The organism is Planctomicrobium mucosum (assembly GCF_051466335.1).
Classification (GTDB): domain Bacteria; phylum Planctomycetota; class Planctomycetia; order Planctomycetales; family Planctomycetaceae; genus Planctomicrobium.
On the sequence record NZ_CP195793.1, the window covers coordinates 543,951 to 559,176 of the forward strand.

Here is a 15,226-nt window from a genome sequence, read left to right on the forward strand (position 1 = left end):
ATTATTCGTCCCGTTTGGCTGGCTTCTTCGCTGGTGTCTTTTTGAGTTTTTTTCCGTTGGCCGTGCTTGGGGCACTCATGGTCGGCTCGGGGGCACCGCTCAATGGGTCTCCAACATTGATCCCGGCCAACCGAGTCTGTCCCGCCTTAATGTACTCGTCGGAAAGATCGAAGCCGATAAACTGGCGCCCGAGTTTCTTACTCACCGCCAGTGTTGTCGCACTTCCCGAGAACGGGTCGAGAACAATCTCTTCTTCATGGGAGCAGCAGCGGATGATACGGCCAAGAAGCTGTTCGGGCATCTGACATCCATGGAAGCCTGCCCGTTCTTTGAACGTCCCCGCAACACGCGGAATGTACCACGTGTCTTCCCCAGCGGTAAATTTCTCGGCGATGTCCTGGGGACGGAGAATCCATGTGTCGTCTGGAAGCCGTCCTTTGGGGTTCGCTCGTTTGTCGTTATAGACAAGTTGCCGGGCTGAGGGGATCCGGTTCTCCAACTCATCGCCACGGAATGTGAAGTTCTCAGGATCTTTCACAAAGTAAAATAGATGAGCGTGGGACCGGGTAAATTTGTTTTTGCAGTTCACCCCGAACGTGTAGTACCAGATCACCCAGCTTCGAGTATGAAAACCTATTTCCTGGCTCATCAGCTTCAGTTCAGCTGCATACTCATCTCCAATCGCCAGCCAGAAAGTTCCATCCGATTTCAGGACACGATGCACTCCTGAAATCCACTCACAACACCAGCTGAGATAGTGCTCTTTCTCTTTCTTGTCGTCGTAGACATCGTACTCATAGCCGATGTTGAATGGAGGGTCCGCAAAGACGAGGTCAACACTCCCTGCTTCCAGAAGATTCATCCCCTGAACACAGTCATGTTGATAGATCGAATTCCAACTGAATGACACAGAAGATTCTCCGGACAACGTGCAAAGAAGCGATCATAGCGCCCCAACTGAGACGGTGAAAGCTGAGAGTCAGAAATGAAGAGAATTCGCTCGTTCAGGGAGGGGAGCGACGAGTGAAAAGCGAAAGGTGCCTGAGAAGTCCCCAGAGCCCTGCGTATTTGAGGCTAGGATCGACGTAGTGCTCGAGCACGTAAAACAGAAAGTAATAGGTCCGGCAGAAACCCCAGATTGAAATTCCGTACAGAACCAGAAACCTCAAGTCGACGAGGGGCCATGCCTGCAGAATCAGCAGCCCGGCCGAAGAAATGGCGAGGAGTAGAAACAGGGCCCCTTTCAACTTCAACAATAAGGGCGACCTGATCTCCATGGTCCGATCCTGTTGGAGGGAAGGGCTCTCAATCTCTCATCGGCGCGAAGGTTTGAAACGATAGCCGATGCCGCGAATGGTCTCGACATTGTCCGCCCGATCCAGCAACTTCTTGCGGAGGGCGCGGATATGGACGTCGATTGTCCGCTCCATTGAATTCGCATCCTCTCCACGGCAGCAATCCAGGAGTTCGTTCCGACTGAACGTTCGCCCCGGTTGTCGTCCAAGAGTCCACAACAGACGAAACTCCGTTGGAGTGAGCGGAAGTTCCTCGCCGTTGAGCCTGACGATGTGCTGCACGCGGTCGATTTCGATGCCGTCGATCTGCAGAGTCGTGCTTTCTTCAACTTCTCCCTGCGGCCGACGGAGAAGGGCTTTGACTCGCTCGATGAGAGGCTTCACCCGAAAAGGCTTTGCGACGTAATCATCCGCGCCCATATTGAAGCCGACGATCTCGTCCGTCTCTTCCCCCTTCGCGGTGACCATGATGATCCGAACATTTTTTGTTCGGGGTTCAGTGCGAAGTTGCCGGCACACCTGTAAGCCATCCGGACCGGGTATCATCAAGTCGAGCAGAACGACATCCGGGACGGACGCCATCGCCTTATGCAGCGCGTCCCGACCATTGTTAGCAGTGGCGACTTCGAAGCCTTCCTTCTGGAAGTTGTAGAGCAACGCCTCGAGGATAGAGGACTCGTCTTCTACAATCAGGATTCGTGGCTTGCTCATGGGTTATTGGCTTGCTTCCCTTGTAGTTTTCGGGTGTGTCGGATGATTCGCCCTTCGATCAGGTAAATAACGTCTTCAGCGATATTTGTGGCGTGATCAGCGACTCGTTCAACCTGGCGTACAGCCGAAAAGAGATTCAAAAGCGCATCAAGTTGGGTCGGGGATTGATGCATCCGCTCAATCAGGTGAGCGATGACTCCCCGGTTCATTTCATCAATCTGTTCGTCTTCCTCGCAAACCCCACGTGCGAGATCTGTGTTGAGGTCGACGTAGGCATCAATGCTTCGATGCAGCATATTGACCGCCCGCTCCGCCATCTCGGTAAAGTCGTCGGGAACGACCACCGGAGGAAGATTCAACAGTCCTGCTGCTCTTTCCGCAATGTTACAAGCAAGATCGGCAACCCGTTCGAGTTCGCCGGAGATCTTCATCACTGAGGTAATCCGGCGCAGGTCAATGGCGACGGGCTGATACAACGCAAGGATCTTCAGACACGAATCTTCGATCCGGACATCCCAGCGATCAATCTCGGAATCCTCGCTGATCAGTTTACGGGTTTCATCGAAGTCCGGTTTGGAAAGCTGACCGACCGCACGGTGAATCATGTCTTCAACACGAGCACACATCGACAACAAATCTCGATGAAGTTCAGACAGATCCAATTGCATGTGAACGGACACTTGATGACCTCAAACTTCCGAAAATACTGAACGACTGAAACTTCCAGCGGCCCGATGAATCAGCCAAAACGGCCTGTAATGTAATCTTGAGTCTGCTTTTCCTGCGGATTGGTGAAGATCTGCTCGGTATCGCCGATTTCCACCATCGTCCCCTTCATGAAGAAGGCTGTGAAGTCACTCACGCGGGCAGCTTGCTGCATGTTGTGAGTCACGATCACGATTGTGTACTTCTCTTTCAATTCGAAGATCAGGTCTTCGATGCGAGTGGTGCTCGCGGGATCCAGCGCGGATGCAGGTTCGTCCATGAGGAGAACCTGTGGATCTGTCGCTAATGCTCGAGCGATACACAATCGCTGCTGCTGGCCTCCCGAAAGCGCCATCGCAGAATCTTGCAGTCGATTACTAACTTCTTTCCAGAGTCCAGCTCGCTGCAAGCAGGATTCGACGATATGCGCGAGTTTCTCTTTGTCACGCATTCCAGAAATTTTAGGCCCGTAGGCAATGTTTTCGAAAATGGATTTTGGAAATGGAGTCGATTTCTGAAAGACCATCCCAACTTCTTTTCGAAGCGAGACGACATCCACATCCGGGCTGTAGATGTCTTGGCCTTCGAGTAACACTTCTCCGGTGTGTCGCGTCCCTTCAACAATGTCATTCATCCGATTGAGGGTACGTAAAAAAGTACTCTTCCCGCATCCAGACGGCCCAATCAATGCTGTGACGGAGCGATCAGGAATCGTGAGGGAAATGTCGTACAGCGCCTGGCTGTCACCGTAGTAAAAGCAAAGCTGTCTGGCCTCGATTTTTGGTTTACGCGTTTCTCGCTGCGGATCTCCACTCGGGGTGGATCGCTTGACGAGACCAGTATATGAAGATGCCGTATTAGCCATGTTCGACAAAATTTCAGTGTTACCAGCGGAGGTGCTTGCTGTAACGATTGCGAATGAGGATGGCGAGACCATTCAAAACCAACAGGATCAATAACAAAACGACAATTCCTGCGGCCGCCACTGATTTTAATTGAGGCTTTGCATTCTGAACCCAGAAATAAATCTGAATGGGAATCACTGTGTAGGTATCAAACGGAGCCTTGAGCAGCCCCTGTGGGTGATCTTTCAGGCTGGCCACACTATCGATATTCCCTGGAGCGAAATACACGAAGGTCATCGCGCCCAGCATCACGAGTGGAGCCGTTTCACCAACCGCACGGGAGATTGCGAGAATCACCCCGGTCATAATTCCGGGAGTCGCAGCTGGAAGAATCTGATGACGAATCGTCTGCCATTTCGTAGCGCCAAGTGCGAGTGAGGCGTGTCGCAACGATGAGGGAATCGCACGCAGCGCTTCCTGTGTCGCAATGATGATCACGGGAAGAATCAGCAGCGACAACGTAAACGAACCGGCAAGCACCACCCGGCCGAATGGCAGAGGAATCAGATAACCGCCCAGCCATTCCGAGTAGAACAAACCTTCGATTGTCCATCCGGTATAGCGCTGAATAATCCCCTGCGGGCCGAAGAGTCCGAACATTCGCACGAACACTGTCAGGCCCAGAATTCCATAGACGATCGAAGGAACACCGGCGAGGTTTGACAAATTCACTCGAACGATCTGAGTGAACCATCCATTGCTCGCGTATTCTTCCAAATAGACAGCGGCCCCAATTCCAATCGGAACGGAGATGAGAACGGTGAAGAAGATCACCCACATCGTCCCCAGAATCCCCGAGAGAATTCCAGCTCGATTTGGATTCACCGAGTCGTAGCTGGTCAGAAACTGCCAGTCGAGCCAACCGATCGAATTCTTGGTCACTGAAATCAGCAGCACCACAAGGACCAAAACACTCGCCCAAGTGACAGAAGAGCACAGCAAAACAAACAGTTTGCTTTCCCTCTTGCCGTTGCTCAGGCTGCGAATAGGTTCGGACTGCGTAGCGGTTTCTTCTGGCGGTGTCGGAGCAGGCGTGTTGCTCATTGGTACACCTCACGAAACCGTCGCATCCACCACTGGGAGAGAATGTTCATCAGAAGGGTCATACAGAAGAGTGTGAGCCCCACTGCATACAGGCTCTTGTATTCAATTGATCCGGCAGCGGTGTCACCCATGCTGATGTTCACCATAAAGCCGGTCATCGTCTGAATACTTTGCAGCGGATTGAGTGTGATGGCAGGACTTTGACCAGCAGCGATCACCACTGCCATGGTTTCGCCGATGGCACGGGAAACGGCCAGAAGAAATGAGGCAATAATCCCCGAGGTGGCTGCTGGGACAACGACCTTCACAGAAACGTCATACTTGGTCGAGCCGAGGGCATATCCCGCTTCGCGGAGGCTGCGTGGAACTGCTCGGAGAGCGTCTTCGCTGAGCGAGCAGACCATGGGAAAAACCATAATGCCGACCACGATTCCAGCACTGAGAGCATTGAACCCTTCCACATCCAGCCCGAGCAGGTTGTGAAAGAAGGGAACGATCAGATAGGGAGTCACAAACTGAAGAGCAAAGTAACCGTAAACGACGGTTGGAATACCCGCGAGAATCTCGAGAAATGGCTTGACGATCTTTCGCACTTTCGATGAGGCATACTCACTCAGGTAGATCGCGGCCAGGATTCCGGCAGGAAGACCTGTCAGTGCTGCAACTCCAGCCACCAAAACAGTTCCACACAACAGCGGCAGAATTCCAAAGTGCTTGTTCGGCTCTGCAAACTGGGGAGACCATTGCGTCCCGAAGAAGAACTCCATCGGGGAAACTTGCTGGAAAAATGCCCGTTCTCCAGTGAACGAATAGACAGATTCCGTGAACAGAACCAGGATGATGCCCAGCGTTGTTGCAATCGAAATGAGCGCACAGACGATGAGCAGGGATTCGATCACCTGCTCTTTGAATCTGGCGACGGTGTATTTCTTCCTGAGGGACAAAGTTCACACTGCGATTTGAGTCGTTTTCCCGATATCCCAACCGTGACTGATCGACTAAGGAGCGATCGCGACTGGTTTCAGTTTTTCCTTGTTCTCAGCGTAATAGGCGTAGCCGAAATATCCCAGCGAGTTAACGTCTCTTGAAACGCCTGTGACAAGAAAATTGTCGTCTCCGCTCTGCTGGTAGTCGGTGCGGGAAGCACCTGCTTTATGGCAGATGGATTCCGTAAAATATTCAAAAGTCCCAGAATCTGTATCTGGACCGAACAGCTTGATGGGTGCATCCGGAAAGTCCGCATTCAGCTCTGACCACCGCTTGATGGTGCTGTCCGGGTTCCAAATTTTGTGCAGGTCTTCGACAGTGAGCCCATCAACCCATTTGTTGTTGGGATGCACAACCACAGTCAGTCCGTCGATCGCAACCTTCAATTCGAGATATTCGATCCCAGCTTTTACACACTGTTCCTTTTCGGAATCTTTGATGGTGCGGGATGCATTACAGATATCAATTTCATTCGCGATGAACTTCTTGAATCCTCCCCCTGTTCCGTGTGTTCCAACTGGAACGCGGACACCGGAATTGAGAATCGAGAACTCTTCTGCCAAAGCAGTCGCAATGGGAGCAACAGTACTGGACCCATCCAAAATGACCTTACCGGTCAGTTTTTCGGCTGTGGGAGGCCCCGATGCTGCGATTGCTTCCTCCACCAAACGAATCTGTTCATTCAGGTCTGCTTTACTGAGCGGGATAAATCCGCTCTCGCCAACCAATCGCAGTCCATCGCTGGAATAGACAAATCGAAGAAACGCTGCGGTTTCAGGAAGCTTGAGAGATGATTTCTTGACGTAAATGTACAGGGGGCGGGAAAGCGGCTTGTATGTGCCGTTCTCAATGGTCTCCAGAGTTGGGAGAACAGCGTTCGCCGGAAGATAGACCGGTCCGGTGTATTCTGGTCCAGAACTCCCTTTGCTGTTGCATCCCAAGAGACAGACAGTCAGTGCCAGACAGAAAAGTCGAACGGTGCTGTGCATCAAAATTCCCCGAGCAATTCATTCACAATGTGCGGCATTCTAGTTTTCGCACCTTACGGGAGATTTGTTAAGACGCAAACCACTCAAATGTTAAGAGTTTGTTAAGAAACCACAAGCTCTCACCATTTGGTGGTTTGCGCGGAATTTACGTTCGGGATCAGACTTTTCTGTTCTCAGATCTGATCAAGTGCCTGTGACAAATCGGCAATGATGTCTTTCACATCTTCGGTTCCGATCGACAAGCGAATGAAATCTGGAGTCACTCCGGTCGCCACCTGCTCCTCTGGACTGAGTTGCTGATGGGTGGTGCTCGCTGGATGAATAATCAGAGATTTGCTGTCGCCAATGTTCGCCAGCAGAGAGAACAACTTCACTGCATCGATAAACTTGCGACCATTTGCGAGTTGCTCCTCTGATCCATTCCCCTTGATACCAAAGCCGAAGACCGCACCGGCCCCCAAAGGGAGGTACTTCTTGGCAATCGCGTTCGATGGATGAGATGGGAGAGTCGGATAGTTCACCCATGAGACTTTCGGGTGAGATTCCAGGAACTCCGCGACAGCGAGAGTGTTTTCGCAATGGCGAGGCATTCGCAGATGCAACGTCTCGAGTCCCTGCAACAGCAGGAAGGAATTAAATGGGCTCAATGCTGGACCGATGTCGCGAAGTAGCTGGGTTCGCAACTTCAGGATGTACGCAAGATTCATCGGACCGAATGTCTCAAAGAAATTCAGACCGTGGTACGAAGGATCTGGTTCACTGAGTTCCGGGAACTTTCCGTTGCCCCAAGGGAAGTCACCTTTCTCAATGACCACACCGCCGATGCTTGTTCCATGTCCACCGATAAACTTGGTGCAGGAGTGAACGACGATATCTGCTCCGTGCTCGAATGGGCGACACAGGAACGGTGATGCCATTGTGTTGTCGACGATCAGCGGGATTCCCGCATCATGTGCCACCTTGGCGATCGCTTCGATATCTGGAATATCGCAGCGTGGATTACCGATCGTTTCGATGTACAGACAGCGGGTATTTTCGTCGATTGCCTGACGGAACGACTCCGGATCGCCAGCGTCGACAAAACGGCAGGTAATCCCGAATTTGGGGAGCGTGTAATGAAACAGGTTGTACGTTCCACCGTAAAGGCTGGTGGAAGACACAATGTTCTGACCTGCCTGAGCGATGTTGAGAATCGCCAGAGTTTCAGCAGCCTGACCTGATCCCACGACAACAGCGCCGCTGCCCCCTTCGAGCATCGCCAACCGTTTTTCGAGAACATCGTTGGTCGGGTTCATCAGGCGGGTGTAAACGTTCCCGAATTCCTGAAGACCGAACAGACGGGCAGCGTGATCTGTATCATTGAATACATACGATGATGTCTGATAGATCGGAACAGCGCGTGAATTGGTTGTTGGGTCGGGGACCTGTCCGCCGTGCAGGCAGATCGTACCGATATTCATGTTGGAATCGCTCATGAAATGAAGGCTTTCCAGATGGTGCGCGGTCATCGCAATAGGCATGGGCTGAATGCTGCAGTCCAATGACCACTGCTGGCTGACCATGAAGTTGAGGAGTTAGGATCTTGTTGAAAACCGGAACTTCGATTTCCCTGGAGCAGGTCGGACGATTCTTTCCTCTTCAATTTGGCTTGGGCTCCTAAGTGCCCTTGGGCCGAGAATTCGACTGTCGCTGCATCGGTGAGAATCGCCATGCCTCAAGTGAAATCACGGGAACTCCTTCAGCACGGAATTCTGAATCGGTCTCTGAGATGCCTGAGTCTGGCGCATCGTAGCCGCAGACGTTGATATACGCAAACCACTAACGTCACAAGCCTTGAGTCGAATCTTGGGCAACGCATTTCCTTGCATTGCGGATCAATTTTGGATTTAAAATCAGCCAATCCTGCCGACAGAGAACCCATCTCGACCAAAATTGCCGATTTCGAGTAGATTCCCGGTTCATGGCTGTGACGAAGGACGAAGCAGCCTGAACGGGACTCTCAGGAGGGGGCGATCGATTCGTACGGTTGAATCGACGTGACCTGCTGTGTTCATTCGGACGAAAGCGGTATGTCAGCAGGGATTGCTACTCATTCGCGCGACACGATTGTCCATACTCTGGGCAAGGCTGTGATCGACTTTTTCACTCTGATGGGTGATCTGACGCTCTTTGCAGTCCGCATGGTGCTATGGATCATTCCTGGCTGGCCACGAAGTAACGTGCTTTGGCCGGTGATGTATCAGATCGGCGTCCAAAGCCTTCCCGTCATTCTTGTGACCGGGGGATTTATTGGAATGGTGCTGGCGGTACAGGCTTATGAGCAGTTCGCCATCATGCATATGGAAAATCAGTTGGGAACTGTCGTCAACGTCACGTTGCTGAAAGAACTCGGACCGGTACTGGCAGCGGTAATGCTGGCGGGTCGCGTTGGAAGTTCCATGGCTGCTCAACTTGGCACGATGCGTGTCACGGAACAGATCGACGCTCTCACAGCGATGGGCGCAGATCCCGTCGCTTATCTAGTCGTGCCACGATTCCTGGCCTGTTTTCTTCTGATTCCGTTGCTGACATTGTTCGCAGATGGCGTAGGCGTCTTCTCCGGCTGGTGGTTCAGTACTCAGGTATTGGACATCAACAGCTTCTTCTATTGGCACCACTCGAAGAACTTCGTGAACATCTACGACCTTTGGACGGGAATCGCGAAGAGCGTGCTGTTCGGCGCCGCCATTTCTTTGATTGCCTGCCATCGCGGGTTCAACAGCAGGGCGGGAGCGGAGGGGGTCGGTCAAGCAGCGACGGAGGCGTTCGTCTATTCCTTCATCGCGATTCTGGCGATCGACTTTATTCTGGGCTACTTCATGATGGAGTTGTTCCACGTCCTGTACCCACCTGTCACGATCGAATCCTAAGAACTTCAAGTCATGTCCGCTGTTATTCAACTCCAGAACGTCTCCCGTCAGTTCGGCGCCCAGCCGATTCTGCGTGAGATCGATTTGTCGGTGGAATCTGGAAAAACGCTCGTTCTGATCGGCGAGTCCGGATGCGGAAAAAGCGTGACAATGAAACTGATGATGAACCTGCTGGACCCGAGTTCCGGGCAGGTTTCCTGGAGAGGAACACCCGTTGCGAAAATGCACCCCAAAGAGATCGTCAAAGCACGATTGAAATTTGGCTATCTCTTCCAGGGGGCCGCACTGTTCGACAGCATGAACGTTTATGAAAACGTCGCATTCAGTCTGCGGCAGAATACTCGCCTGAAAGAAGACGCCATCGAGCATGTTGTGCAGAGCCGACTCCGCGACGTCGGTCTCGACATGGGCGTGATGGGTCAAAAAATGCCTGCTGAGCTTTCGGGAGGAATGCGAAAGCGTGTTGGTCTCGCCCGAGCACTGGCGCTCGATCCTGACGTCATGCTCTACGACGAACCAACGACAGGGCTCGATCCGATCATGAGCGATGTGATCAACGAGTTGATTATCCGGACACGCGAACGCCGTAATGTCACAAGCATTGTGGTGACGCACGATATGGTGACCGTAAAAAAAGTGGCAGATCGGGTCGTCATGTTCTACCCGCTGACACGACTTCGACCTGATGAGCCTCAGATTTTGTTTGACGGGACCGCCGCGGAGGTTTTCGAATCCAGCGACCGACGCGTGTCCCAGTTTGTCCGAGGCGAGGCTGGAGAACGACTTCAGGAACTTTCAGTCGCCTGAGTGTCCATCCAATTTTGATTAGACGTTTTCAGTTTGAAATTGATGACCATCATGAACGAACGCCAACTTCAATTCCGAGTGGGGATCTTTGTCGTCCTGGCGATGGTGATTTGCGCTGTACTGGTTTTCCAGTTCGGCGATGTCCAGGAAATTTGGCGAGAGACGTACCCAATCGCCATTCACTTCGAAGAAATTCCCGGATTGCATCTCGGTTGTCCGGTGAAGCAAAACGGCATCACGATCGGAAGTGTTGAAGAGATTATTCTGGATGACGACGCTGGCGGGGTGCTCGTCATCGTTGGAATTTACGGTAACCATCAACTGCGTTCGGATGCTCTGCCTCAGGTTTCGATTTCTCTGTTCGGTGATTCGAGAATCGAATTCAGTGCTGGTCGGGCGACAACGTTCATCCCTGCGAAATCTCGACTGGAGGGGCAGGCGATCATGGATCCGATGCAAGCGATTCAGCGGCTGGAACAAACTGTGAGCGTCACGCTGAAATCGTTTGAGTCTACAAGTCGCGAGTGGCAACAGGTGGCTCGAAACATCAATGGCCTCCTCGATTCCAATCGTGGCAATCTCGACGAAGTGATCGAGCGATCGGTGATGGCACTCGACTCCTTTAACAACACGATGATTGTCGCAACGAACACCTTTGCGGACGCTGGAAAAACACTTCAGGCAGCGAGCAACACACTGTCGAACGCCAACAGTTTGCTGTCTGATCCAGAACTCCAGGCTAACTTGCGCAAGACTGCATCGGAGCTCCCGAAGATTGCTGAAGAGACTCGGATGACAATTGCTTCCGCCCGCATCTCCATTGAACAAGTCAGCACAAATCTAAACACCATCCAGAAAGCCACGCTCCCGATCGCGGAAGAGAGCGACCTCATCGTACGAAAACTGTCAGGAAGTTTGATTCAATTGGAAGCAATGCTGACGGAATTGAATCAACTCTCGCAGGTCATGAACTCCAAGGACGGGTCACTCCAGAAATTTGCGACCGATCCTAGCTTGTACCAGAACCTGAATCGCGCAGCGGCAGCGCTCACCGCGTTACTGTCCAATGCAGAGCCAGCAGTTCGCGATCTGAAAGTATTCACCGACAAAGTGGCCCGTCACCCAGAAATCCTCGGGGTTGGCGGGGCACTTCGCGGGAGTACAGGTCTCAAGGATTCCGAACTCCAGCCCGCGGGCTTCAATGCACCCGGGAAGTGAGCTGATTTCCGAATTCCGTAGTACTGGGGAACTCAGCGACGGGGTCTATTCGTGAACCGACTCGTGTTCAGCGATGAACTCGCGCGCTTGTGCTTCATCGCTTTCAAACACGAACAGGCGACATTGAAGCACCCCCGCAAATCCCCCCTGATTTTCGTTCTCGATCGAACATTGGATACCGATGGTCTGCAGCGCAGATTTGATCACCTCTGCTCGTCCAACGTCTGGTGTTTTGTAAATCGCAACTAAACGTTCATCGCGCATGGCGACACTCCTCTCCCTGAGGAATTCTCATCAGATTCGCAGTGACTGCAAAATACAATCACATCAACGGGTTCCATTTGATATCCTATCTCATCGGGTCGGGGCGACTACCCCTGACTTGTCAGAAACTTTTGATTCGATCGGTTTCCATTGGGACATTCTGAAGCAGGATGACTCCCGGCTTGACCTGTTCTTGGGAGATGTTGGTATGAAGTGGACATGGCTTTTTTTCGCAGGATTGGCGCTGTCGCTGGTAGCGTCCCCCGACAGGAGTTTTGCAATGGATGAGTTGAAGGTTGGTTCGCCCGCCCCATCGTTTGAAGCGAAAGGGGATGATGGCGAATCCTGGAAATCCGAAGACCATGTCGGAAAGAAGATTCTTGTCGTGTATTTCTACCCAGCAGATCTCACTGGTGGCTGCACCAAACAGGCCTGCAAGTTCCGCGATGACATGGGATCGCTTCAGGATCTTGGGGTAGAAATCGTGGGCGTGAGCGGAGACACCGTTGAAAACCATCAGGTGTTCAAGAAGGCGCACAACCTCAATTACACGCTACTGGCAGACGTGAAAGGCGAAGTCGCGACCGCTTTCGGTGTTCCTGTAGATGTGCAAGAAAAGTCCGTGACTGTCACAGTCGATGGAAAAGAGATCACCCTCGTTCGTTTCGCAACCGCTAAACGCTGGACCTTCGTCATCGATGCGGACGGAAAGATCGTTTACAAGAATGAAAATGTGAAACCAGATCAGGACAGCACTGAAGTCGCTGAAGTGATCAGAGGATTGAAGAAATAAACCAGCGAGATGAGCCTGTTGGGCACTCAAACGCGCCATCAGGAGTCATCGACGTTTGCTTAAGATCGCACCATCGAATCAACCCCCGATGATGCGATCTTTTATTTTCACTGCTCTGGATCACAGATTTCTTCATGAAATTTCGCTCCTCCGGGAATCGGGTCGCAAGGAAACGTCGTCTCCCTGACGCGCCTCCATCTCGGAATGCCGTAAAAATGCCGGTGGAACGGGCATTTCACTTCGACTTACAGGGAGTGACCGGTTGCCTGTGGCGCGCCGAAAATTGAAGTGAACTGTAGTTGTCACTACAGCCCTAAACCGCGAAAATAGAGATGTGGGGCCGATTGCTGGCTTCGCCCGGAATGGCTTCAGACTGACTCGGATCACACCGATGCTGCAGAGTCGTTCGTCACTACCAAGTCGTCGCATTGAATGAGAGACCTGTCCGGTCGAGTGGAGAGAATTACCGTGGATCTTGATGAATTCATTGGAACCAGTGGTGAGTGGCTGCGCGGGACAGGTCCGGAATCCGACATCGTTGTTTCTAGCCGTATTCGACTCGCGAGAAATCTGGCGAACTTTCCGTTCCCTCCCCGGGCAGAGGAACCGGTCCGCAAAGAAGTGAACACGATTCTCCGCGAGCACATCAACCATCTCTCGTGTGATCCGCCGCTGAACTACTTCGCGATTAACGATCTCGACAAGGTCGATCGTCAGTTTCTCGTTGAAAGGCAATTGATCAGTCGGGAACTGTCGGAATCGCAGGGGCCTCGTGGCGCGTGCATCGGGCAGCAGGAAACAGTGAGCCTGATGATCAACGAAGAAGATCATCTGCGCATGCAGGTCTTACGAAGCGGTTATGCGCTCGAAAGCTGCTGGGAAGAAATTAACCGAATCGATGATGAACTCGAGCAGCGAGTGGCCTTCGCGTTCAGTGATGAATTCGGATATCTCACCGCCTGTCCAACGAATGCTGGAACCGGAATGCGAGTGAGTGTGATGCTGCACTTGCCTGCACTCGTCATGACAAAAGAGATTCAGAAGGTCTTTCAGGCGATGCACAAGATGAGCCTGGCGGTCCGTGGTCTCTACGGAGAAGGTAGCCAGGCGATGGGAGACTTCTATCAGATTTCGAATCAGACAACGCTTGGAAAATCCGAATCTCAAATCATTCAAAATTTGAAGAAGGTGATTCCCGACGTCCTCTCCTACGAGCGAAAAGCACGTCAGGCACTGGTCAAAGGTGACCGCCAAAGGCTGCACGATCAGGTCTCTCGCGCGATGGGAGTCCTCGGCAGTGCGAGGCAAATTTCCTCTGAAGAGACGATGGAGTTACTCTCCAGCGTTCGAATGGGGATCAACCTGGGACTGGTTGACGACATTGAAATTTCCACCGTCAACGAACTCTGCATTCAGACGCAGCCTGCCCATCTGCAGAAAATCCGGGGCGAATCGCTGGAGTCGTCGGAGAGAAATGCAATGCGGGCTGCGCTACTCCGCGAGCGATTGACAGGCAAAGCCCCGCCTCAGAATTGAACTGTAGCCCCAGGGATTCCTCGATACTCGTCGCCTGTCTGGTACTCTCGGTTCAAAGGAATCGCAAGGTTCTGATCGGTTTCGCACCTCCTGCAATCGCGTGCGAAACCGATTGGAATTGACGCATATTTCAAGACACCCTAAGACTGCTGCGTGGAGTTACTCCTTAGAGCGCCTTTCATAACTCTGTTTGGCAAGCGATTTGCGTACCAGCATGAGCGAAAGGAGTTTCGCTCATGCCATGCACACGGAAGATTGAGCTCGTTGGTAATACGTATCTCTCGGACGCACAATGGGATCGCATCAAACACCTGATCCCCGAACCGCTCTCCCAACCCAAGGGAGGACGTCCTCCGCACTCGCAACGGGCCTGCCTGGAAGGGATTTTGTTTGTACTTTTGACAGGCTGCCAATGGGAAAAACTACCAAAATGCTTCCCTTCCCCAAGCACTTGCTGGAGAAGATTCGATGAATGGACTCGCTGGGGCATCTTTGAGGGACTGTGGTATTCCCTGCTGATGGAGCTGGAAGACCTGCAGGGGATCAATTGGAGAGAGGCGGCTGCGGATGCCTGGTTCGTCCGGGCGAAAAAAGGGGGGACCAGGTTGGAAAGACCAAGTGTGGCAAAGGCTGCAAGGTCGTCGACATCGTCGATCCCGAAGGAACTCCTCTGGGAGTCTATTTCGCTGCCGCCAACAGAAGCGAAGTGAAGCTCATCGAGCCGCTGTTGGACAACCTGCAGATCCCGAGGAAAGCCCCGGAACACCTGCTCTACGACAAGGCTGCAGACAGTGACCCGCTCAGAAAGAGACTGAAGGAGGACCGTGGAGTTGAGTTGGTCTGCCCCCACCGAAAGAACCGCAAAAGGAAGCCGACGCAAGATGGGCGTTCAGTCCGGAAGTATCGACGTCGCTATAAAGTCGAGCGAACTCACAGCTGGATGCAGAACTTCCGGAGAACCATCATCCGCTATGAAACCACGATGCTACGTTACACGGGGTGGATCCACTTGGCCTGTGCCCTCATCACACTCAGACGGTTATGAAAGGCGCTCTAGTATCAC

General features: G+C 52.4%; 16 protein-coding genes and 1 pseudogene. 7 read left to right on the forward strand and 10 right to left on the reverse strand.

What is annotated here, in order from left to right; translation table 11 throughout:
* Position 1 precedes the first annotated feature (1 nt).
* From SH668x_RS02290 to SH668x_RS02330, 9 genes are all read right to left on the reverse strand, one after another.
* A complete protein-coding gene (locus SH668x_RS02290; protein WP_437187080.1) occupies positions 2 to 910 on the reverse strand; it encodes a DNA-methyltransferase in 909 nt (302 codons plus the stop codon).
* Positions 911 to 1,004: 94 nt separating this feature from the next.
* Complete coding sequence (locus SH668x_RS02295) at positions 1,005 to 1,277, reverse strand: hypothetical protein (RefSeq protein WP_437187081.1); 273 nt, start codon at positions 1,275 to 1,277, stop codon at positions 1,005 to 1,007.
* A gap of 36 nt (positions 1,278 to 1,313) precedes the next feature.
* A complete protein-coding gene (locus SH668x_RS02300) occupies positions 1,314 to 2,006 on the reverse strand; it encodes a response regulator (RefSeq protein ID WP_437187082.1) in 693 nt (230 codons plus the stop codon).
* Positions 2,003 to 2,674, reverse strand: coding sequence for a phosphate signaling complex protein PhoU (phoU, locus tag SH668x_RS02305; protein WP_437188504.1), 672 nt, complete (start codon positions 2,672 to 2,674; stop codon positions 2,003 to 2,005). The genes SH668x_RS02300 and phoU overlap by 4 nt, the downstream gene beginning before the upstream one ends.
* 71 nt (positions 2,675 to 2,745) lie before the next feature.
* Positions 2,746 to 3,576, reverse strand: coding sequence for a phosphate ABC transporter ATP-binding protein PstB (gene pstB / locus SH668x_RS02310; RefSeq protein WP_437187083.1), 831 nt, complete (start codon positions 3,574 to 3,576; stop codon positions 2,746 to 2,748).
* 19 nt (positions 3,577 to 3,595) lie between these two features.
* The gene (locus SH668x_RS02315; RefSeq protein ID WP_437187084.1) at positions 3,596 to 4,660 is read right to left on the reverse strand and encodes a PstA family ABC transporter permease; all 1,065 of its coding nucleotides are present in this window, start codon (positions 4,658 to 4,660) and stop codon (positions 3,596 to 3,598) included.
* The gene (gene pstC, locus SH668x_RS02320) at positions 4,657 to 5,604 is read right to left on the reverse strand and encodes a phosphate ABC transporter permease subunit PstC (protein ID WP_437187085.1); all 948 of its coding nucleotides are present in this window, start codon (positions 5,602 to 5,604) and stop codon (positions 4,657 to 4,659) included. Before pstC ends, SH668x_RS02315 begins: the two co-directional genes overlap by 4 nt.
* A 54-nt stretch (positions 5,605 to 5,658) precedes the next feature.
* A complete protein-coding gene (locus SH668x_RS02325; protein ID WP_437187086.1) occupies positions 5,659 to 6,636 on the reverse strand; it encodes a phosphate ABC transporter substrate-binding protein PstS family protein in 978 nt (325 codons plus the stop codon).
* Positions 6,637 to 6,809: 173 nt separating this feature from the next.
* Positions 6,810 to 8,111 carry an O-acetylhomoserine aminocarboxypropyltransferase/cysteine synthase family protein gene (locus SH668x_RS02330; RefSeq protein WP_437188505.1) on the reverse strand — a complete coding sequence of 434 codons (1,302 nt, stop codon included), beginning with the start codon at positions 8,109 to 8,111 and terminating at the stop codon, positions 6,810 to 6,812.
* A gap of 594 nt (positions 8,112 to 8,705) precedes the next feature.
* Between SH668x_RS02330 and SH668x_RS02335 the strand changes: the two genes are divergently transcribed.
* The 3 genes from SH668x_RS02335 to SH668x_RS02345 are packed head-to-tail and all read left to right on the forward strand — an operon-like array spanning position 8,706 to position 11,570.
* Positions 8,706 to 9,545 carry an MlaE family ABC transporter permease gene (locus SH668x_RS02335; RefSeq protein ID WP_437187087.1) on the forward strand — a complete coding sequence of 280 codons (840 nt, stop codon included), beginning with the start codon at positions 8,706 to 8,708 and terminating at the stop codon, positions 9,543 to 9,545.
* A 12-nt stretch (positions 9,546 to 9,557) separates the two neighbouring features.
* The gene (locus SH668x_RS02340) at positions 9,558 to 10,352 is read left to right on the forward strand and encodes an ABC transporter ATP-binding protein (RefSeq protein ID WP_437187088.1); all 795 of its coding nucleotides are present in this window, start codon (positions 9,558 to 9,560) and stop codon (positions 10,350 to 10,352) included.
* Positions 10,353 to 10,403: 51 nt separating this feature from the next.
* The gene (locus SH668x_RS02345; protein ID WP_437187089.1) at positions 10,404 to 11,570 is read left to right on the forward strand and encodes an MlaD family protein; all 1,167 of its coding nucleotides are present in this window, start codon (positions 10,404 to 10,406) and stop codon (positions 11,568 to 11,570) included.
* A 45-nt stretch (positions 11,571 to 11,615) separates the two neighbouring features.
* Here SH668x_RS02345 and SH668x_RS02350 read toward each other — a convergent pair whose 3' ends face one another.
* The gene (locus SH668x_RS02350) at positions 11,616 to 11,834 is read right to left on the reverse strand and encodes a putative signal transducing protein (RefSeq protein ID WP_437187090.1); all 219 of its coding nucleotides are present in this window, start codon (positions 11,832 to 11,834) and stop codon (positions 11,616 to 11,618) included.
* 280 nt (positions 11,835 to 12,114) lie between these two features.
* Here SH668x_RS02350 and SH668x_RS02355 point away from each other — a divergent pair, with 280 nt between their 5' ends.
* From SH668x_RS02355 to SH668x_RS02370, 4 genes and pseudogenes are all read left to right on the forward strand, one after another.
* Positions 12,115 to 12,627, forward strand: a complete 513-nt coding sequence (locus SH668x_RS02355; RefSeq protein ID WP_437187091.1) for a peroxiredoxin — start codon at positions 12,115 to 12,117, stop codon at positions 12,625 to 12,627.
* A gap of 468 nt (positions 12,628 to 13,095) precedes the next feature.
* Positions 13,096 to 14,163, forward strand: a complete 1,068-nt coding sequence (locus SH668x_RS02360; RefSeq protein ID WP_437187092.1) for a protein arginine kinase — start codon at positions 13,096 to 13,098, stop codon at positions 14,161 to 14,163.
* A 236-nt stretch (positions 14,164 to 14,399) separates the two neighbouring features.
* Positions 14,400 to 14,654, forward strand: a pseudogene (locus SH668x_RS02365) (transposase); the annotation flags it as partial.
* A gap of 11 nt (positions 14,655 to 14,665) precedes the next feature.
* The gene (locus SH668x_RS02370; protein ID WP_437187093.1) at positions 14,666 to 15,208 is read left to right on the forward strand and encodes an IS5 family transposase; all 543 of its coding nucleotides are present in this window, start codon (positions 14,666 to 14,668) and stop codon (positions 15,206 to 15,208) included.
* The last annotated feature ends 18 nt before the right edge of the window (positions 15,209 to 15,226 follow it).